Below are 22,248 nucleotides of genomic sequence, written 5' to 3' on the forward strand. Positions count from 1 at the left end.
TTAACATTTCAGCTCTCGAATTTTAACAAATTCACCGGAATTTCGGCTTGACCCAGTAATAGCCATAAAAAATTAGTCTTTCTCATAGATGAATTTTTATGAATTATGTAATTGGTTAATTCTTGGTTTTCATTTTAATGCTTACTCTCTTTTCTTTTTGCTATGGATGTAGGTTTGAGATATTTTTCATTTCTTTTTGCAAATATATTGTTTTCTTTTCTAACAGATGTATTTTTTAATGAGTAATTTCATAAAGCGGATTAATGATGATATGTCCGTTCATTTTGGAGCTGATGAATTTTGGAGCGGAATATCAGAAAAAGGAATGCAGATAGCAGGATATGGATAATAAAAAGAAAACCTGTAAACAATCGTTCACAGGTTTCAATTCTCTCTTGTTCGCACTAGGCGGACTCAAGCTGGAGGGACAAATCCCTCATCTGTTCATGCGTTTGCAGAGTCAGCAACTACAGAATCAGCAACTACGCTGTCAGCGTTTACAGAGTCAGTAGCAGGAGCCTCAACGCTCATGCTATCAGCAACAGAATCGCTGTCATTAGCAGCACCGTTAGCGTTGTTACCACCGCAAGAAGCGAAAGAAATAGCAGCCATAGCTACGAACATGAAAACTAACTTTTTCATTTTTGTTGTAAAGTTTTTAGTTAAACAATCAATTGCTTTATTAAAACGGTGCAAAGGTACGGACTTTTTACATATCACCAAGTATTTGTTCGCTTTTTTTTATGTGAAGAGTTAATTTTTAACATAGTTTTTTGCTGTTACGTTGAGATGGAGACAATTCTAAAAAAGTTTTTGTCTTTTTCTGAAAATCCTCAAAAAGTCGTAACTTTGTCTGCACTAAAGGCCATCTGTTTGAGTTTTTTTGATTTTCAAATACTTATATAAGTTATGAAAGACCATTTGGAGATAAAGTTAATTCAGATAGTAGGGCTTGTGAATGTTTTTATTGCTGGAGTTTTAATTTCCACTATGTTTGTGTTTGTATGAATAATGATAATCCTATATATAATATGTGTGCGGCTTATGTCACGTTGGGGTGCAAATTAAACTTTGCTGAAACTTCATCGCTGCGTGATACATTGATGCGACAGGGCGTGCGACCGGCAGAGAAAGGGGAGCGGGCCGATATTTGCGTTGTGAATACTTGCTCTGTAACAGATGTGGCCGATCATAAATGTCGGCAGGCCATTCATCGTCTGACACGGGAACATCCGGGAGCCTTTGTAGTGGTGATGGGTTGTTATGCACAGCTGAAACCTGAAGAAATTGCCGCTTTTGAAGGTGTGGATCTTGTTCTAGGTATGGAACAAAAGGGCGAGGTTGTGCGTTATATCCGTGAACGTATGGCCCAGAAGAAGACTTTATCGGAAGATGCCTGTCACGAGGCTATCGCTGTCCCTACGCATGAAATTACGACTTTTGTTCCTTCGTGCTCCTGTGGCGATCGCACGCGGTATTTTTTGAAGGTACAGGATGGTTGTAATTATTATTGTACTTATTGTACCATCCCTATAGCCCGTGGCCGTTCGCGCAATGGCAGTATAGGATTACTTGTGGAGCAAGCTGAGGCTGTGGCACGCGCCGGAGGGAAGGAAATAGTGATTACCGGTGTGAATATCGGCGATTTCGGCCGTTCCACCGGAGAGACTTTCTTCGATTTGGTGAAAGCGCTTGATGGCGTTGAAGGAATAGAGCGTTATCGCATATCGAGCATAGAGCCCAACTTGCTGACAGATGAAATCATTGCGTATTGTGCTTCTTCGAGGGCTTTTATGCCTCATTTTCATATTCCTCTTCAGAGTGGTTCCGATGATGTGCTGCGTCTTATGCACCGCCGGTATGACACCACTTTGTTTGCCGAAAAAATAACCAAGATAAGACAGGCGATGCCTGATGCTTTTATCGGTGTGGATGTCATTGTAGGTACGCGTGGTGAAACTGCTGTTTTTTTTGAGGATGCTTTCCGTTTTATTGAGGGATTGGATATAGCGCAGTTACACGTTTTCAGTTATTCAGAACGTCCCGGAACAAAAGCTTTGGAGATTCCTCATGTTGTGTCGCCACAGGATAAGCATATCCGCAGCCAGCGTCTTATTGCGCTTTCCGAAGAAAAACGTAAGGCTTTTTATCGTCAACACATCGGCACGGTGAGACCTGTTCTTTGGGAACATTCTAAGAAGGGAGGCATGCTTCATGGCTTTACTGATAATTATATTCGGGTGGAATTGAATGCCGGATGTTTGGCGGAAGATAATAGCCTGCAATATGTTCAGTTAGGAGATTTTACAGCGAGCGGTGAGAGCCTTTTAGGAACACCTGTAGAGGATAAGAACAAATGAATTAGAATATGAAGAGGAAAAAAATCGCTGTAGTTATTCTCAATTGGAATGGCGAGGACATGATGAAGCAGTTTTTGCCGTCTGTCATCGCTGGGAGTGATGAGGATGCTGAGATTATTGTTGCAGATAATGGATCGACAGATCAGTCGTGTGCAATGCTTGAAAGAAATTTTCCGGAAGTGAGACTTATTAGACTCTCTGAAAATTATGGATTTGCAGAGGGATATAACCGGGCGTTGGAACAAGTAGATGCAGAATATTATTTATTGCTTAATTCTGACGTAGAAGTGGAAAAAGGCTGGTTGAAGCCTTTGATGCAATATATGGATGAGCATTCGGAAACAGCTGCTTGCCAGCCCAAATTGCTGAGTTTTGTTGAGCGCGACAGCTTTGAATACGCCGGTGCTGCAGGTGGTTTCATGGACCGCTATGGTTATCCCTTTTGTCGTGGTCGCATTTTTGGTGATGTGGAAAAAGACAAAGGACAGTATGATAATGTTACTTCGGTTTTTTGGGCTACTGGGGCCGCTTTGATGGTACGTAGTTCGGACTGGCATGCAACTGGTGGTTTTGACCGCCGTTTTTTTGCTCATCAGGAGGAAATAGATTTTTGTTGGCGGTTACGGTCACGTGGACGCGATATCGTTTGTGTTCCTCAAAGCAGGGTCTGGCATGTTGGTGGTGCTTCGCTTGAGCAAGGTAATCCTCGGAAGACTTTTCTGAATTTTCGTAACAATCTGTTGATGCTTTACAAGAATTTACCTGAAAAGCGTTTGCGATTTACTTTGCGACTGCGTTTTTGGCTTGACTATTTGGCTGCTATTCAGTTTCTTATGAAAGGTGACATCGGTAATGCCGCAGCCATTCGCCGTGCACGTAAGGCTTTTAAAGAACTGCGCCCTCAATTTATTGCAGACCGGGAACAGAACATGCAACAGGCGAAGGTGACGGAGGTACCTGAACTGGTTTCTTATTCCCTCTTGGTGGCTTATTATTTAAAAGGAAAAAAACGTTTTAGTCAATTGTAATTTATATGGCCGCACTTTATTTGATTCCTGTAACTTTAGGTGATACGCCTGTTGATAAGGTCTTGCCACCTTATAATAAGGAAGTGATATTGGGTATCCGACATTTTATCGTGGAGGAAGTGCGCACGGCACGTCGTTTTCTTAAACAGGTGGAACGCTCTATAGATATAGATGTCTTAGCGTTTTATCCCATGGGGAAGCATGCGGATGCGGCGCTTTTCTCGCGTTATCTTGAACCGCTTCGTCATGGCGAAGACATCGGGGTGATTAGTGAGGCCGGTTGTCCTGCTGTGGCTGATCCTGGTGCCGATGTTGTGTCCATAGCCCAACGTGAAGGACTTAAGGTGGTGCCGCTCGTAGGGCCTTCTTCTATCTTGCTTTCAGTTATGGCATCGGGATTCAACGGACAGAGTTTTGCCTTTCATGGCTATTTGCCCATTGATGCCGCAGCACGCATTAAGAGATTGAAACTATTGGAAACCAGGGCAATGAGTGAAGATCAGACCCAATTGTTCATTGAGACGCCTTATCGTAACGCCAAGCTGTTTGCCGATATATGTTCGACATGTGCTGCGAAAACCCGCTTGTGTGTAGCGGCAGGACTTACTACGGAGAAGGAATTCGTACGCACTATGACCATTAAGGAATGGAAGCAAGGGGGATTGCCCGATTTAGGGAAAATTCCGGCCATATTCCTGATTTATAAATAGGCAGAAAAATTACCCTGCATGCCATTAAAATGGCATATCTCACTTTTAACATAATTTGCTTTTCGATACATTTTTTGCTATCTTTGTAATAGCCAAGCGGGACTTTCTATTTGGAAGTCCCGCTTTTTCAGTGTCTTTGAGGTGTATTTTAATGGATTTCGGCCATATTTTTCTTGAAAATTCCCCGTATTGCAATTCAAATTCCAAGTATTCGTGTTAAAATTTCGATACGGACTTTAACAACGACAGTACTTACAACCTATTTTTTGTAAGTTCAAAAAGTAACAGAAAGTTAAAAATGTTAATTTCTCAGACCGTTTTTCATGCTCTCTCCCAACTGTCGGCTTACATTTTCTACAGAAAAAGAAGGAGTAAGCCGAACGCTGTTAGTATCTTTGCAACCCAGAGGTTAGCAGCCTCACTGAAAACAGTGTTGATATGTGGCGTTTTTTCTTAATCTTACTTTTAAATTTCAGTCTGTTATCTGCCGCTGCCGGACAACAGGACAAAGACAGTCAGCCGCAACGTCCGAAAGTGGCCCTAGTGCTCAGCGGTGGCGGTGTGAAAGGAGCCGCACACGTAGGTCTCCTCAAAGCTGTCGAAGAAGCCGGTTTGCCGGTCGACCTCGTTGTGGGCACCAGTATGGGAGCCATCGTCGGGGGACTGTATGCCATGGGCTACTCACCCGAACAGCTCGATTCGCTTTTCCGCTCTCAAGACTGGAGGTTCATTCTCAGCGACAAGGCCGAACGCAGCAACCTGTCCATCGGTGAACGCGAAAAATCCGGCCGCTATTTGCTGTCAGTGCCTTTCTCCCGTTCAGGAAAATCAGATATCGGCGGTTTCCTGCGCGGACAGAATCTGAAAAATCTCCTGACACGCCTCACGGTTGGCTATCATGATTCCATTTCCTACGACCGCTTGCCGATACCCTTTGCCTGTGTGGCTACCAATCTCTCCAACGGACAGGAAATCGTTTTCCGCAGTGGTGTGCCGGCTATGTCCATCCGCGCCAGCATGTCTATTCCGGGGGTATTCACACCGGTAAAATATGGCGGGATGACACTTGTAGACGGCGGACTGGTCAACAACTTTCCCGTAGACGTGGCGCGGGCTTTAGGAGCAGACATAGTTATAGGGTCCATGGTGCAGAAAGCCTTTAATGACACCACACAATTTTCATCTGTCCCCAACATACTGGAACAGGTCATCAGTATTTCCTGCCGTAACAAATACGAGGAAAATATCCGGCTGGCCGACTTGGCCATGAGAATGCCCGTAACCGACTTTTCGACCATGGACTTCAGCACAGCCTCCATCGATACCATTCTGAAACGCGGTTATGAAACGGCCTGCCAATACCGCGCATCCCTCGACAGTTTGCGCCACCTCACCATGGGCACCGACAGCCTGGTACCGGCTTTTAACGGGCAACAACGTCTGATTTTGGCGGGAAGCAGTCCCGCTCTTTCCATACGCCGCGTGTTTTTCGACGGCATGCCACGCCACGAAGCTGTAGCCGTGGCGCGTGCCTGCCATCTGGGAGAGGACGACTCCCTGTCATTCACACAGATAGAAGAGGCTCTGAGACTCTTGCGCGACAAATTCCTTTACGCCGATGCCGGCTATTCGCTCACAGAAATTGGAAATGACTATGACCTTCACTTCCAGACTTCCGAAAAAAGTGTCAGCAAAGTAGGCATCGGCGCACGGTTTGACACAGAAGAGATGGCCGCCGTGCTGCTGGGAGCAGACTTTACCTTCAACACCAAAACACCCTCACAAATAGGGTTTGCGGGAAAACTAGGCGAACAGTACTACGTACGGCTCAACTATTCGGTGGAACCGGCCTTCTACCGTCAATTCGGAGTGGCCTATGAATTCAGCAACCACGACTTCAATGTGAACCGCCAAGGTCAGCGGGCCTACAACCTCTGCTACCGGCAGCACGCAGCGGAAATAGCGTGTTCGAACCTGCGCATCCGAAACCTCGGAGGAGAATTGGGGGTACGCACAGATTATTTTGATTTCGACAAACCCACATCAGGAGACGCCGAACTGGCGACTCTCAAATCATGCTTTTACTTTTCAGCATACATCCGTCTGAAATATAATTCACAGGATGCTGGATATTACCCCACACGAGGTTCAAACTTTCAGGCAGACCTGGCTTACACCACCGATGACCTGTCATATCTGTGTCGCCCACATGGTTTCACCACACTCAGTGCCTCATGGGAGGGAATCGTCACACTGCACAAACGATGGGCCTTATTGCCCCGCCTGGCCGGCCGCATGGTGTGGGGACAGGACATCCCCCTACCCTTCCGGACGGCTTACGGCGGAAATCTGTCGGGCCGCTATCTGACACAGCAGATAGCCTTTACCGGAGTGTCAAACCCGGAATTCGCACAAGACGTATTTCTGACAGCCGCAGCCAATCTGCGCTATAATATAGCAGGCCGCCACTTTGCCACCGCCTTATTCAACTTGGCAGCCGAAACGTCCAAACTGGAAGATATCCACCGAGCCAGACACTTCTACGGCATAGGACTTAAATACGGCTACAACAGCAAGTTCGGCCCAATAGAAGCCACATTCAGCTATTCCGACAACACGAAAAAACTACTCTTCCACCTGGGAGTCGGATATTATTTCTAATTCTTCCTTCCGCTCCGACTATCATTGGCGGGCATGCTCCATGTAGGTGGCTATATCCTTGTCCCCACGTCCGGAAAGCGTCATCACTACGACATCATCCGGCCGGAACTTCAACCGGTGCAGCGCTCCCAAAGCATGTGCAGACTCTAAGGCGGGCAAGATGCCGTCCAAGCGATTGAGTTCATAAGCAGCGTCAAGAGCTTCGTCATCGGTTATGGGCAGAGCCTGTGCCCGGCCGGAGCGGACAAGATGTGCGTGGAGCGGACCTATTCCAGGATAATCCAAACCGGCTGAGATGGAATAAGGTTCTACGGCCTCGCCACGTTCATCCTGTATGACAAGAGAACGCGCTCCATGCAGTACCCCGTCGGTGCCTATGGTCAACGTTGCGGCAGTCATCCCCGTATCAACGCCTTTTCCGCCGGCCTCAGCCAATATTATTTTCACCTCTTCATTATCAAGATAATGGAATATCGTTCCGGCCGCATTCGAACCGCCGCCTATACAAGCCACCAGATAATCGGGAGTTTCACGCCCTTCCTTTTCGAGCAACTGACGTCGGATTTCCTCGCTAATGACGCTTTGCATCCGCGCCACGAGGTCGGGATAAGGGTGCGGCCCTACAGCTGAACCGATGAGGTAATAAGTCTCTTCAGGATGCTGACACCAGTCGTTCAGAGCTTCATCACAGGCATTTGTCAGCGTACCGCCGCCTTTTGCCACAGCCACTACATTTGCCCCGAGCAGACGCATTTTTTCCACATTAGGGCGTTGGCGTTCCACATCAACAGCTCCCATGTACACCGTACACGACATGTTCATGAGCGCACACACCGTTGCAGCCGCCACTCCATGTTGTCCGGCACCCGTTTCAGCCACTACACGCCGCTTGCCCATGTGCCGCGCCAGCAATATCTGTCCGATAGCATTGTTTATCTTATGTGCGCCAGTAAAATTCAGGTCCTCACGCTTCAGATAAATTTTGCAGCCATGCACTTTACTCAATGCCTTTGAAAGGTAAAGAGGAGTGGGGCGCCCTACGTAATCACGCAAAAGGCTGTCGTATTCTTTACGGAAATTCTCACTGGAAATAATTTCCCGGTAACATTTGCGCAATTCCTCCACACGAGGCTGTAAAACTTCAGGAATGCTGGCACCGCCATACGCTCCAAAGAAACCAGCCTCATTAACTTCATACTTACTCATAATCTTTTTATTTATATTGTTTTTATTTGTTTATTCCGTCATATTACGGCGGCGTTTCCGTCCGCGTTACCACCGCCATACAAAAAATCCGGCGGTCTGTCGCAAGTAAGACAGACCGCCGAAATATTTTTAATAATTACTATGGCTCTCGAATAGGTACGATGACTGACTTACGACTTTGAAAGTAGTAAGTGACGCCACCAATACATATTACAGTTAAGATATTTCATTATATGATACCGTTAATTGTTTCTGCTTGCAAATGTATAGGATATTTTTATCCTGACCAAACATTCTGGTGTTTTTTATAGCCTTGAAATGATATTTTTCTTTTTCCGGTCCTAAATCTTCTCCTTATGTCCGGCCATAGCCCAACATTTCAGCACCTTTTATTTTCGACAGAAGAACATTATATCCTTTGCAAATCTAAACAAGGGGTATTTAAACGGACTGACCGCCTTTACCTCTCATACATCCAATACTTAAATGGTCCTCAAAATCCACGACAACAGAAATATAAAAACAGCCCCAAAAGCACAAGATATCCCCATTATCCTCTCAAAAGAGAAATTTCATCTGAAAAAAAAGTTTTAATATTTTGCCTTTCGCCCGTCATACACTAAATTTGCAGTTTATTTGCAGGCTTAAACCCAACAAAAACAAAAACTGTTATACAGAAAGCCGCAAACAAGCACTACGACATGAACCTGACAGTAGACATAGGCAACACACGGACTAAAATAGCCGTCTTTAACGGAGAACAATTCGTGTGTGAAGAAAAATTCGAGGAAGCGGCTCCACAGCACCTGCTGGATATGGTGGCGCTATATTCCCCTGACAAGCTAGCCTATTGCTCCGTAGGATCCGGACAACCTGCTTTCGAAACAGCTTTGCAAAAACTGTCCTGTCCCGTTCTGCATGTGACCGGCGAGACTCCAGCACCGGTCACAGTGCACTACCGCACACCGCACACACTCGGTGCCGACCGTCTGGCAGCCGTAGTAGGAGCCATAACGCTTCAGCCGGAAACAGACCTACTGGTCATTGACGCCGGAACATGCATCACTTACGACCTCGTAGACGCGGCAGGCAACTATCTGGGGGGCAACATATCGCCTGGCGTAGAGATGCGTTTGGAGGCTCTCCATACGCGCACGGCACGCCTGCCCCGCACCGAAGCTGACGGTGAAACACCGGATTTGGGATACGACACCGAAACAGCCATACGCGCAGGTGTGGTACGTGGCATCGGCTATGAATTACAAGGTTGCATACGACACTGGCAAAAACGCTATCCCACCTTACGGATCTTCCTTACAGGAGGCAACAGGTATGCTTTCAGTAACGCTGTGCGGCAGAATATACTTACCGACAGTCATCTCGTGGCACGCGGACTGAACCATCTGCTTGAAATGCTACCCTGAAAATGAAACAGAAATATCTACACATTATTTATATAAAAGGGCGCATATCCCTACCCATATTTGGAAAACCTAAAAAGAACAACAGATGACAATCCCGAACAGCAAAAAACATATTACCGCCGGCAGCTACAGCAAGCAATGGTTTATGGCCAGCATGATAGCTCTGGCCGGCACGGTGGCGGCAACCACAGTCAAAGCCCAGACCAATGGCAGTAACTCTCCTTATTCACGCTACGGCTTCGGCCTACTCAGCGACCGGGCCCAAGGCTTCAACAAAGGAATGTCGGGCTTGGCATACGGTATGCGCGGCGGCAGCGAACTCAACACCAAAAACCCAGCGTCATACTCTTCCATCGATTCACTCTCGTTCATCTTCGATGCCGGCTTTTCTCTTCAAAATGCCAACCTTGAACAACGCGGTCAGAAAGTAAACGCACACAATTCGTCCTACGACTACCTGTCGATGGGTTTCCGGGCATCAAACAATATGGGTATTTCCATCGGCATCATGCCCTTCAGTACCATCGGCTATAACATCAGCCAAAGCGAAACGCTGAAAGATAATGTAGAAATAACCCAAACCAACACCTACAGCGGCGATGGCGGACTGCACGAAGTATACGCCGGACTGGGCTGGAAACCGCTGAAGTTCGCTTCTGTAGGCGCCAATATCGGCTATCTATGGGGCGACATGACCCACACCGTACTGGCTTCGTTCAGCGAAAACACCATAGCCTCCCGCCGGCGACAATACACCGCTGATGTCCGCACCTACAAAGCCGACTTTGGCCTTCAATTTGAAGGACGTCTAAACACGAAAAACTCATTTGTGATCGGCTTGACTTACGGACTGGGGCACGACATCAATTCAGACAGCCACTACTATGATCAAAAAATAGAAAACAACACCGCAATCGGCGACACTCTCGTAGCAACCAATGCTTACCAGTTGCCACACACTTTCGGCGCAGGCCTGACATGGATGTACGCCCAAAAGTTGCGTATCGGTCTGGATTACACATTCCAAAAATGGAGCGATGTAAAATCACCCACACTCATCAACACCGGAAACATCGGCGGACAATCCTATGAGGCCCGCACCGGCAACTTCACCGACCTGCACAAAATAACCATGGGCTGCGAATACATTCCAAATGCAGAAGGCCTGCGCAGACGCGACCACATTCGCTACCGTGCCGGTTTTTCTTACACCACCCCCTATACACTGGTAAACGGGACAGACGGCCCCAAGAACTTCCTGGTCAGCGTAGGTGTAGGACTCCCTATTGCCAACATCCACAACAACCGCTCCATATTGAACATTTCAGCTCAATATGAACGCGTGAAACCTAAAGCAGCCGGTATGATTACAGAAAACTACTTGCGCCTGAACATCGGCCTTTCGTTCAACGAACGCTGGTTCATGAAATGGAAAGTGGAATAATACGAAACGCCTGGAAACGAGGTGCCGGCCTACCGCTATGCCTGTTCCTTTTAGGGATATCCCCTTTGGTGGGTTGCGGCAGCGATGCCCCCCCCATGGGACATGCCATAAAAAACCGCGACTCCATTCCGGTAATGATAACTCACGGTGTATCGAAACTTGTGACAGATTCAGGTATCATGCGCTATAAAATCATTGCAGAAGAATGGCGTGTCTATGACAAGACCAACCCCCAGCGACAGGAATTTCCCAAAGGTATGGTGATGCAACGGTTTAACAACAATTTTAATGTAAACCTCTACGTTACAGCCGACACAGCTTATTGCTATGGTCAGAATCTTTGGGAGTTGCGCGGACGAGTTTTTATCAGAGATTTCGAACGCGGCACAACCATCCGTAGCGAAGAACTTTTTTGGGACATGAGCAAACATGAAATATATTCAAACGTTTTCACTCATGTCATTACCCCTGACCGAGAACTTAAAGGCTATTGGTTCAGATCAAACGAAGCTTTCACCAAATTCCATATCAAACAATCAAGCGGCTACATGCCTATGCCGGAAAACAGCACTCAGCCAGTTCCACAATCTTCCAGCAACACAGATTTCGAAAGCGAAAACCCTGACACACTCCCCCGGTTACACTCCAACACAACTCCGCGCCGCAAACTACATATATCCAATTAAGACCAGTATTCAGAATAACATCCGGCAATTGGTTTTAATCCTTTAACAATAAAAGTTTTTTAAGAAAATAGGCTCTATCCCCTGTTTTTTTATAACTTTGCGCATTGTATATGTCATAAAACGATAACCAAAAACAACAATTAGCAAATTCACAACCACAATACGCTGAATAACAATCAAATAAAAAATAAAACTTAAAATGGCAGCATTACAAACACTTAGAAACAAACCGGCACTCCTGATGTCCGTCATTGGCGGTGCCCTTTTGCTTTTCATTGTTACGCTAACTGACCTTAACTCTTGCTCTAATCCTAACATTGAAGCGGAAGTAAACGGTCAGGAATTAACGTATCAAGATTTTGAACAGCAAGTTCAGGACGAAGAGAACCTGCAAACTATGCTTCAAGGTTCTATTACAGACGACCAAAAAGACCAAATCCGCGAAACGGTGTGGCGTACCTACATCGCCAATGAAATGGTCAGCAAAGAAGCTGATGCATTAGGTTTGTCCGTAACCAAGGAAGAAATACAAAATGCCTTGAGTAGCGTCAACATGAATGCTTTGGGATACTATATGCAAATGATTCAGCAGGGACAAATGTCTGTAGCCCAATTACCCTATGCGGCAAAAATCATGATACTCATGTCTATGGTTGGCCAACCTACTGTTGAAGGTTATAAGCAATTTATCAAAACAGCAGACCAACAAATAGCACAATCACAGAAACAAAACCCAGAAATGGCTGAGGCTATCGCCAAAATCAAACGCGCCTGCCTTTATTGCGAAAAGCGTATTCCTCAAGAACTGCTTTCTCAGAAATATTACACTTTGCTGGAGTGTGGTATGTCTTCCAACCCGATATCCGCCCAAATGGCATTCGAGGAAAACAACACAAGCTATGACCTTGAAATGGCTTCTATACCTTACAGTAGCATAGAAGACAAAGATATCAAATTTACGGACAATGATTTGAAAAACAAATACGAAGAAATCAAGCCGTTGTTCCGCATAAACAGTGAGACTCGCGACATGAAATTTATCAACGTAGTTGTCACTCCCAGTACTAAGGACCAAGAGACCATTATGGCCAGCGTTAAGAGCATAGAAGACAGCCTCAAAAAGGTGTCTGATGCCAAAGCTGTTGAAAACATTATGAAATCAAGCAAAACCGATATCAGCTATAATAATGTATTCCTTGCCAAAGAAGCGTTCAATGAATTAAGTAGCATTTCCAGTGCACTTGACTCAATGAGTATTGGGGCAGTATCACCGGCTACCGTAGAGCCTAGAGATCGTAATGGCATACAATATGTCAATACATTTAAACTCGTCGGAAAAAAAAGCACTCCTGACTCAATGCAGGTTTGTCAGTTTGCCGTAGACAGCAAGCAATTGGCAGATAGTCTTATCACTGCTGTTAAAGGCGGTGATGCGCTCAATACCCTTGCAAAAAAATACCCTGCACTCATTCAAAAATATAATGCTCAGGGTGACACCACATGGATAGAAACCAAATATTATGTTAATGCAAAAGCTGGTAAAGACAGCACAGCCAATCAATACGACAATATTTGCCAAATTCCAGCCGGAACTACAACTTATTACACTCAAACTGGCCCTGACGGCAAAACATTTTATGTTGTTGCTAGCGTCATCAGCACCAAAGCTTCATCTGACAAATATAACGTTGCCATTATGCGCACTCCAATGAAGTTCTCCACTGAGACTTACAACAACCAACGTCGTCAGCTCTTTGAATTCTTAGCGAAGAACAAGACTATTGATGCCATTGAAAAGAATGCGCCCAAAGCCGGTTATACCATCATAGAGCAGCCTAATCTCAGCACAACAAATGCTATGGACATCCGCTACAACATAGGTGGTGAAGGCGCCAAACAAGCCTTCATATGGGCTTTCGATGAGGCTGAGGCCGGAAATGTTTCTCCTGTATATGAATGTGGAAAAAATAACGACCAGTTGCTTGTTGTCTGTGTAGATGCGATTAACGAAGGCAAATACCGCGAATGGGATAATGCCAATGTAAGACAAACTCTTGAAATGCTTGTAAAACAAGACAAGAAAGCCGAGAAAATCATGTCTCAGACGAAAAATGTAAAAAATTTCACTGCGGCAAAATCTGTAAAAGGGGCACAAGTTCAGACTATGCCTACGATGAGTCTGGCCCAAATAACCCAAAGCGAACCCGCTTTAGCTGGAGTTATCCAACGCATAGGCAAGGGTAAGTTCTCTGGCGCGGTGAAAGGTATAACCTCTATTTATATGGTTCAGATTACGAACAAAACGACTGGATCTGCCACATTCAAACAGAAAGAAGCCATGGCTGCAGATGCACAAAACAGTTTCGGCCAATTGTTTGGACGTGATGGTAATACTTTATTCAGAGCCTTACAAAACAAAATGAAGATTATGGATAAGCGCTACAAATTCTGACAATACATTTATAGCATTAAATAAAGGGGGGACTTCCATTGTGGAAGTCCCCCCTTTATTTAATGCTATAAATTCCCCAATGCTCATCCTGTCAAACAAAAAATCACTAATTTTGCGTTGCTTATGAAACTTCAGGACATTTTACAGATCTACACCGCCCACCCACAAATTGCGGCTTTAGCTAAAATCATACGTGAGGGAATGCCATCCACCATTTTTGCCGAAGGGTTACGCGCCTCTTCCGCACCATTGGCCTTATCAGCATTAACCTGTCGAGGGGCATTCTCCCGCCCTTTCCTCATTATTCTCAACGATGAAGAAGAAGCCGGATATTTCTATCATGATATGGAACAGATACTTGGCAGCAAGCAAGTACTATTCTACCCCTCTACTTATCGCCGGGCAGTAAAATATGCCCAACGTGATGCCGCCAACGAAATACTCCGAACAGAAGTTCTGAACCGCCTAGGAAAAATTCAAAGGACAAACACAGGAAAAGAAGAAAAAACAATTTTACAGGAAGGCTGCGACGATGCCTCACCACTGTTCATCGTGACTTATCCTGCCGCACTTTCAGAACGTGTGACTTCCATCATAGATTTCCAATCTGACACCATCGACATAAAAGAAGGAGAAAATCACGACCTCACAAACCTCATCTTACGCTTGCGCGAACTCGGCTTCAGACGTCGTGACTACGTTTATGAACCCGGCGAATATGCCATACGCGGCAGTATTCTTGACATCTATTCCTTTTCATCTGAATACCCTTTCCGCATTGACTTTTTCGGTGATGAAGTAGACAGCATCCGTACCTTTGAAGTACAAACCCAACTTTCCAAAGCCCGTAGCCAGCATATCAGCATTGTTCCAAGCCTGAAACAATCTGCATCCAATTTGGTTAGTTTCACAGAATGCTTGCCTTCCAACACATTTTTAATTATACGTGACCTGTCTTTTATTCACGAAAAAGTCAGCCAAATCTATAATGAAGGCTTCAGCAGACAAGCATCTATTGAACGCGAAGCACAATCGGAAATGGAAGAAGCCGAACAGTTCGAGCGCCTCACACGGGAATCACAACTCATTACCGGCGAAACATTGCTAAAGGGCCTCCTCCCCTTACAACGCCTTGAAATAGGAGCACATCCATCATCCACGCCACATGCCACACTTCATTTCCACATATCCCTCCAACCATCGTTTCATAAGAATTTCGATCTGGTACGCAACACCTTCACAAATCTGCGCATAAATAACTATCATCTCTATGTGTTGGCCGACAGTCCCAAACAGAACGAACGCCTGAAAGATATTCTTTCAGATGACACATCCGCCTCCCTCTTCATCCCCGTAGAGCACACTCTCCACGAAGGTTTCACCGATGAGGACCTGCATTTATGTCTCTTCACCGACCATCAGATATTTGACCGTTTCCACAAATACAGTCTGCGCTCAGACCATGCCCGAGACACAAAAATGGCATTGACTCTCAAAGAACTGATGCTATTCGAACCGGGTGACTTCATAGTACACATAGACCACGGCATAGGCCGTTTTGCCGGTCTGGTACGCGTAGCCGCCTCCGATGGCACCATGCAGGAAATGATAAAACTTATCTACCAAAACGATGACGTTGTGTTCGTTTCCATACACGCCCTCCACAAAGTATCGAAATACAAAGGCAAAGAAGGCGAGCCTCCCCGTCTGAGCCGTCTTGGTACCGGTGCATGGGAAAAGATGAAAGAACGCACCAAAAAGAGAATAAAAGACATTGCCCGCGACCTCATCCGTCTCTACTCACGCCGCCGCGAAGAAAAAGGATTTGCATTCAGCCATGACAGTTTCATGCAACATGAACTAGAGGCTGGGTTTGCCTATGAAGACACTCCCGATCAGCTCAAGGTGACGCAAGAGGTCAAAACAGACATGGAATCCCCACGTCCAATGGATCGCCTCGTATGCGGCGATGTCGGTTTCGGTAAAACCGAAATAGCTGTGCGCGCAGCCCTAAAGGCGGCTTGCGACAACAAGCAGGTGGCTGTACTCGTACCCACCACTGTACTGGCCCTGCAACACTACAAAACCTTTGCCTCACGCCTACGGGACTTCCCCGTAAGAGTAGACTATCTGAGCCGTGCCCGCTCATCGGCCCAAACACGTGCCGTTCTCTCCGACTTGGCCGAGGGGAAAATAAGCATCATCATCGGCACACACAAGCTCATAGGCAAATCCGTGAAATGGCACGACCTAGGACTACTTATCATCGATGAAGAACAAAAATTCGGCGTAGCCGTAAAAGAGAAACTGCGTCAACTAAAAGTCAACATCGACACACTCACTATGTCGGCCACCCCCATTCCCCGCACATTACAATTCTCACTTATGGGTGCCCGCGACTTTTCCGTCATCCAGACTCCCCCGCCTAACCGCCACCCCATACAAACGGAAGTACACACCTTCAGCCACGAAATAATAGCCGAAGCCGTCAACTTCGAAATGAGCCGTAACGGACAAGTATTCATTGTAACCAACCGCGTCTCGTCTCTCCCCAATCTGGCCAATCTCGTCAGCAAATACGTACCCGATGCCCGCGTATGCACCGGACACGGGCAAATGCCACCTGCCGACCTTGAAAAAGTAATCCTCGATTTCGTCAACCACGACTACGATGTGCTCATCTCCACCACCATTGTAGAAAACGGCATAGACATTCCGAATGCCAACACCATCATTGTAGATGCCGCCCACCACTTCGGTCTTTCCGATCTCCACCAGATGCGCGGCCGTGTGGGGCGCGGCAACCGCAAAGCCTTCTGCTACCTTCTGGCTCCTCCGCTCAGTCTGCTCAAGGACGATGCCCGCCGACGCCTCGAAGCCATAGAGAATTTCTCCGACCTTGGCTCTGGCATCCACATAGCCATGCAAGACCTCGACATACGCGGTGCCGGCAACTTGCTGGGAGCGGAACAGAGCGGCTTCATTGCCGACCTGGGGTATGAGACCTATCAGAAGATACTGGCCGAAGCTGTAGCAGAACTTAAAAACGATGAGTTTGCCGACCTCTATGCCGATGAGTCGCAACAGGCAAGCATGCTTTCTGGCGATGTATTCGTAGATGACTGCGCCGTGGAATGCGACCTTCATGCCTACTTTCCTGAAAACTACGTGCCAGGGGCAAGCGAACGCATGCTCCTCTATCGCGAACTCGACGGACTCACGGACGAATCACAACTTGCCGCCTTCCGCCAACGCATGCAAGACCGTTTCGGTCCTCTGCCCCCCGAAGGTGAAGAACTACTACGCATCGTCCCTCTCCGTCGCATGGGACGCCATTGCGGCACTGAGCGCCTCACCTTGAAGAGCCACCGCATGACCTTATATTTCGTCAGTAACACTGACAGCATCTTCTACAAGAGCGACATCTTCGGCCGCATCATCAACTATGCCACCGCCAACTTCCGCCGCTGCGAACTGGGCGAGTACAAAGGTAAACGCCGCATGATTGTACGCAACATCAACAGCGTAGAGGAAGCCCTCCATGTCATGCAACAAATTACCGGAGCAACAGACTGAACAGGCAAACACCCCCTGCCGCCCATATTGTCCGGCTGATTAAGCCGCTCCAGCATCGGCAATGGGCACCCGAAACGGACAGCAGAAATACCTTTTCAAATTACATGTTCAGCAAACAACAAACAAGGCTACTGAAATTCCACACTTTAAAACAGTCCATTCTCCCCCAGCCTTTGTCACATCCTTTTTAATAAAAAGAAGGTCGCCCTTTACAGACAACCTTCTCTTCATTATCATTCAATTCAAAAAAACAATATCCGTCCTGAATATTCCCTGCTTTGCATTTTCATTTTTAATAGCAAATCCCGTCTTTCCGCATCTCCTCCCCCAAGAAGACCAACAGTTTTCACTATAGGAAACTGCTTTTTTATAACAGGTAAGATGACGTAAAGAAAAACTATTGGACAGCTATTTCCGCAAATCCCATTATCTCTTCCGGATTCACCATTTTAACAGCTTTCAAACGCACGTAGCGTGCGGAAACAGGTGTGAAATAAACAGACTGCAGAATGGGGTTGTGCCTGATATTTGAGAATTCACCCGTCTTCACCACCCGACTGATATTTCCCAACTCCGTTCCCACTGTAATTTCATAAGCGGAAATCAGCCCTTTATTATATTCGCTCTGGTCGGGGAGATAATGAAACGAAGCTATGGTACGCTCTCTTCCTAAATCTATTACCAGTTCATCTCCCGCAACAAAGCAAGTAGTGGCAGCCTGTCTGTCACTAATTTTTACAGCTTCCTCCGGGGCGACATCCGGCAGTGTGAAAGAGAATCCCTTCAATTTTTCCATATCCGCCGTAAAGACCACATCAGCTGTCTCACCGGCATAAAAGGCTTCAATGGCGCTCATACACAACGGTCCGCGGGCATCAGTAAACTTCACACGCAGACGGTCAGTCTCAACCGTAGCGAAACGCAACAAGCGCTTATAGCCTACAGTCGTTGTCTCTTCGTTCAGTTTCACCGGGTACCATTCTCCGTCCTTACCATATTCTACAGTGAATGCTTTCACACGCTGCCCCAGCGGAATGTACTCCTGCAACATCATGCGGTTAACCTTCTTCACCGCAGGCAGAGCAAATTCAACAGTCGCGGCGGCCACTCCGTCCTGCGTAGCCCAATAGGTTTCATAATCACCGTCTGTCAAGGCCTTTCCGCCATAACGTCTTCCTCTTTCGTTTGAGACAACGGGGTTCAAGCCAGCCAACAGATTGTCGGCCAACTGCCTTTGCACATTCTTATAGAAACCAACGGCATTGGCCGAATCCGCCGGATTCACCAATCCGTTACGGTCTACTGGGAAATTGAGCAACAATGTAGCATTATGCCCTACACTACGGTAATAAAGGTCCGTCAGTTGCTCCACGGTCTTCACGCGGTCATCTTCTTCGGAATGATAGAACCAGCCCGGACGAATCGAGACGTCACACTCCGCAGCAACCCACTGGTTGCCGTCAGCATGTCCGTATTGCAGTTCACGATATCGGGGATAACCGGGATAAACTTCTCCCCTGCGCAGAAACGACCAGTTGGTAGCTCCCGCAAAACCGTTTTCATTGCCCACCCATCGGCAACCGGGGCCGCCGTCGGAAAAGACAACCGCCTGAGGCTGCAGTTCGTCAAGCATCCTGTAAATGCGCGGATAGTCATAGTAAGTCCGACGGTCGATAGTGCGGCTCTCCCTGGCTCCGCCATACCATCCGTCACCGCCGTTGGCTCCGTCAAACCAAACTTCAAAAACGTCACCATAATTTGTCATCAGTTCACGAAGCTGCTCATGAAAATAAGCGACATATTCCTCCGTACCGTAATTGGCCTGATGGCGGTCCCACGGCGAAAGGTAAACGGCAAATTTGATGCCGTATTTTCTGCACGCGTCCGAAAGTTCACGCACGACATCGCCATCGCCGCCCTTATAAGGAGTGTTCCGGATGCAGTAATCAGTCAACTTTGTCGGCCACAGGCAGAAGCCGTCATGGTGCTTGGCAGTGAGAATAACTCCTTTCATTCCGGCAGCAACAAAGGTTCTGACCCACTGCTCGCAGTCTAACCGAACAGGGTTGAAAGTGGCCGGCGAACTGTCGCCATATCCCCATTCGCGGTCATTAAAGGTGTTCAGGCCGAAATGTACAAAAGCATAAGTTTCCATCTGCTGCCAGGCCACTTGCTTAGCCTCAGGAACAGGCAAAACCGGAGCCGGAGCCTCAACAGTTGGCCGGCAAGCCGTGAAGCACGCCAACGAGCCGGATAAAAGTAAAAAGGCAAGACTGTTTCTCATAATATTTCAGATTTTCCATTTCCTGCAAAGTTAGCAAAATAACGAGAGCCTCCCTCCTGCTGCAACCTGATTTTTTCCAATGGAGAAACCCTCCACAAACATAACGGACAAGGTCTCATCCCCGAATATTTTAGTAAATAAAAGCTAAATAGAAACAAAAGAAGAGCCATTAAATATTAACATTTTTAACATTCTTCAACAAAGAAAACCGTAAACGACACACCGGAAACAAGCTATTGAATAAAAGGAATAAGGCTATTTTCTACAGCAATACTTGGAATTTTTATTACAATACTTGGAATTTTCAGAGCAATATCGCTTTTGGAGTATCGAAAAATCATGAAAAAAGGCTGCTCTATAGGCAGCCTTCTATTCTCCTGCAAAGATACAATAAAAACAAGGCAAAAGCAAGAAATGTTAAAATTGGAACATCTACCCAAACTGTTTAATATTGTCAATAAAACAAAAAACAGAACGAAAAGACACCTAAATATCATTGCCTCGTTCCTTTTTTAATATTCCACCGTAATCCGGCCTGCAAGGAAAAACCAAAAGGATGGGCATGGCGGGAAGCCGGCAAACTACTGCTGTCTGAAAAATAATAAGTCAGCCCGGGCTCCACAAAAAAACCAAAATCCGGCAAAAAGCTATAATGCGCCCCCGCGGCCAAATTAAGCGATCCCTGCCACAAACCTTTCCCCACACGATATTTTCTATCGGAAGCATCATCGGTTCTGTTAGCAAGAACATAAGTTGTACTCTGATTTCCGCCCAAGCACACATCGAACCGTCCGCCACCTGCGGCATAAAAACTAAAACGACTGGCAGACAAGAAGGTATAGCGCAATTGAAGAGGAACTCCTATGTAGTGGAGACGCTGCGTAGTGACAAAATAATTGGAAGTGCTGCCTGAAGTTATTTCACTCTGCAAATAGGTATATCCCAATCCGCTTTCAAGCGACAAACTCCTGCTTAACGGAAAACCGGCCATCAGCGTAAAGCGCAAAGGACGTTTGTGACTGATCCGGCTTGTTACTTTATCCGATGTGTTCTGAATTAAAATAGAAGAGTATTTCTCCTCGTCAGGCCGCATCTGAATACCGTCAGGTTTGTTCTGCAGTCCGGAAACAGGTTGGAACACATAACCGTTTTGACTGACCGAAGGCGATGCTCCCCCTTCTACGGCCAAAGCCAATGTCATTTCACGACCGTCCTTACGAATTGCCTCTTTTTCAAAAAAAGTACGTTTGCTTTCTACCCTTTTGGGAGAAGCAAGAGATACTCCCGCACTATTCTTCACATCCGACTGTAAGAATACATCTGCCACATCCTCACTTTTCTGAGACTCACGCACATTCTCCAGTTCTTCAGCCTCTTTTTTCCTGGCTCCTAAAGATCGTGGGGAACGTTCCCGCACAGCAGCTGCAACGACACGGGGAGCGCCACTCGGAATTACTCTGAATTGACCGTTCGTAACAGCGGATGATTCAGATGCGGCGGCCAACATCGGTTCCTCACCTCTAATATCCTCTCCCATGGCATCAGCCAAAACTCCGGTCTTCTCTTCAAGCAATTGTGATTTACTAAAAAATCCTTGAAAAGGAAATACAAGCACGGCCAAAGCACAGGCAGCCACAGTGGAAACACCTCCCCACCCCCATATAGCATAACGACGCTTGCGGGCCGATTTCGTACCACACGAAGTTACCGATAATGACTTTTCCAACCGTGCCCAGCCATCAGCGGGTAACGGTGCCTCATGTTCGGCCAGACAATTATGAAGTTGCTGTTCCCAGTGATTTAAATCGTTCATGAGTCGTGGGTATTAATATAATTGATTATTTTTTTCTTGAGCGCAGCCCGGGCTCTCAGATACTGCGAAGCAGATGTACTCTCACGTATGTTCAGACAACGGGCAATGTCGCGATGACTCCATCCTTCTATCAGATAAAGATTAAGCACCGCACGGTAACCCGGAGGCAGAGTACCGATAAGTTCTGTTACGATGGATGCCGGCAAAGCAGGTGGTTCCGTCTCATCTTCATCTGAAATATTCTCAGTCATAGACTCTGTCAATTCTACCAAATGTTTGCGCGCATTCAAAAAACTGATGGCCTGATTGGTAAATATTCGCCTCAGCCAGGCGCCAAGCGAACCTTCGCCGCGATAGGTAAACATGTCTATCGCATTAAAAGCTTTGAGGAAACCGTCGTGCAAGAGATCTTCAGCCTCTTCTCTGTTGCCGGTATAACGTAGGCAAAGCGACATCATACAACCTGCAAAACATTCATAAAGGGCCTTACGCGCCTCCGGATCATGCCGTTTACAGCCTTCTGCTATGTCTGGTTCCGTCATCATATTTAAATAATGCCTTCTCATTCTCATAAAAATTACAAGAGTAAGAAGGCACCCGTTTC

Annotated in this window: 14 protein-coding genes; 9 read left to right on the top strand and 5 right to left on the bottom strand. The window is 46.6% G+C overall.

The features are described from left to right. Nucleotides 1-444: 444 nt before the first annotated feature. Nucleotides 445-642, bottom strand: a complete 198-nt coding sequence (locus C5S62_RS03550) for an entericidin (RefSeq protein ID WP_104404083.1) — start codon at nt 640-642, stop codon at nt 445-447. Between the two features lie 362 nt (nt 643-1,004). On the opposite strand from C5S62_RS03550, the gene mtaB reads away from it, so the two are divergent. The 4 genes from mtaB to C5S62_RS03575 all read left to right on the top strand — a co-directional run bounded on the left by mtaB (nt 1,005) and on the right by C5S62_RS03575 (nt 6,759). After that, nucleotides 1,005-2,360, top strand: a complete 1,356-nt coding sequence (gene mtaB, locus C5S62_RS03560) for a tRNA (N(6)-L-threonylcarbamoyladenosine(37)-C(2))-methylthiotransferase MtaB (RefSeq protein WP_104404084.1) — start codon at nt 1,005-1,007, stop codon at nt 2,358-2,360. Nucleotides 2,361-2,368: 8 nt separating this feature from the next. Next, nucleotides 2,369-3,388 carry a glycosyltransferase family 2 protein gene (locus tag C5S62_RS03565; RefSeq protein WP_104404085.1) on the top strand — a complete coding sequence of 340 codons (1,020 nt, stop codon included), beginning with the start codon at nt 2,369-2,371 and terminating at the stop codon, nt 3,386-3,388. Nucleotides 3,389-3,393: 5 nt separating this feature from the next. Beyond that, nucleotides 3,394-4,098 (top strand): SAM-dependent methyltransferase, encoded by a 705-nt coding sequence (locus C5S62_RS03570; RefSeq protein WP_104404086.1) that lies wholly within the window; start codon nt 3,394-3,396, stop codon nt 4,096-4,098. Nucleotides 4,099-4,536: 438 nt separating this feature from the next. Continuing rightward, on the top strand, nt 4,537-6,759 hold the full coding sequence (locus C5S62_RS03575) for a patatin-like phospholipase family protein (RefSeq protein ID WP_104404087.1): 2,223 nt from the start codon (nt 4,537-4,539) through the stop codon (nt 6,757-6,759). A 21-nt stretch (nt 6,760-6,780) separates the two neighbouring features. Here the strand turns inward: C5S62_RS03575 and trpB are convergent, their stop codons facing one another. Beyond that, nucleotides 6,781-7,965: a tryptophan synthase subunit beta gene (gene trpB / locus C5S62_RS03580; protein WP_104404088.1), complete on the bottom strand. Its 1,185-nt coding sequence runs from the start codon at nt 7,963-7,965 to the stop codon at nt 6,781-6,783. A 701-nt stretch (nt 7,966-8,666) separates the two neighbouring features. Between trpB and C5S62_RS03585 the strand changes: the two genes are divergently transcribed. The 5 genes from C5S62_RS03585 to mfd all read left to right on the top strand — a co-directional run bounded on the left by C5S62_RS03585 (nt 8,667) and on the right by mfd (nt 17,547). Beyond that, nucleotides 8,667-9,389 carry a type III pantothenate kinase gene (locus C5S62_RS03585; RefSeq protein WP_104404089.1) on the top strand — a complete coding sequence of 241 codons (723 nt, stop codon included), beginning with the start codon at nt 8,667-8,669 and terminating at the stop codon, nt 9,387-9,389. Between the two features lie 85 nt (nt 9,390-9,474). Beyond that, a complete protein-coding gene (locus C5S62_RS03590) occupies nt 9,475-10,833 on the top strand; it encodes a hypothetical protein (protein ID WP_223301124.1) in 1,359 nt (452 codons plus the stop codon). After that, a complete protein-coding gene (gene lptC / locus C5S62_RS03595) occupies nt 10,818-11,519 on the top strand; it encodes an LPS export ABC transporter periplasmic protein LptC (protein WP_104404090.1) in 702 nt (233 codons plus the stop codon). The genes C5S62_RS03590 and lptC overlap by 16 nt, the downstream gene beginning before the upstream one ends. 199 nt (nt 11,520-11,718) lie before the next feature. Further along, nucleotides 11,719-13,971, top strand: a complete 2,253-nt coding sequence (locus C5S62_RS03600) for a peptidylprolyl isomerase (RefSeq protein WP_104404091.1) — start codon at nt 11,719-11,721, stop codon at nt 13,969-13,971. 123 nt (nt 13,972-14,094) lie between these two features. After that, nucleotides 14,095-17,547, top strand: coding sequence for a transcription-repair coupling factor (gene mfd / locus C5S62_RS03605; RefSeq protein WP_104404092.1), 3,453 nt, complete (start codon nt 14,095-14,097; stop codon nt 17,545-17,547). A 397-nt stretch (nt 17,548-17,944) separates the two neighbouring features. Here mfd and C5S62_RS03610 read toward each other — a convergent pair whose 3' ends face one another. From C5S62_RS03610 to C5S62_RS03625, 3 genes are all read right to left on the bottom strand, one after another. Continuing rightward, the gene (locus C5S62_RS03610) at nt 17,945-19,831 is read right to left on the bottom strand and encodes an alpha-L-fucosidase (RefSeq protein WP_104404093.1); all 1,887 of its coding nucleotides are present in this window, start codon (nt 19,829-19,831) and stop codon (nt 17,945-17,947) included. A 493-nt stretch (nt 19,832-20,324) separates the two neighbouring features. Further along, nucleotides 20,325-21,644, bottom strand: coding sequence for a porin family protein (locus C5S62_RS03620; RefSeq protein WP_104404095.1), 1,320 nt, complete (start codon nt 21,642-21,644; stop codon nt 20,325-20,327). Further along, on the bottom strand, nt 21,641-22,189 hold the full coding sequence (locus C5S62_RS03625) for an RNA polymerase sigma factor (RefSeq protein WP_104404096.1): 549 nt from the start codon (nt 22,187-22,189) through the stop codon (nt 21,641-21,643). Before C5S62_RS03625 ends, C5S62_RS03620 begins: the two co-directional genes overlap by 4 nt. Nucleotides 22,190-22,248: the final 59 nt, after the last annotated feature.

This window comes from Prevotella sp. MGM2 (genome assembly GCF_002933955.1).
In the GTDB taxonomy this organism is placed as follows: Bacteria; Bacteroidota; Bacteroidia; order Bacteroidales; family Bacteroidaceae; genus Alloprevotella.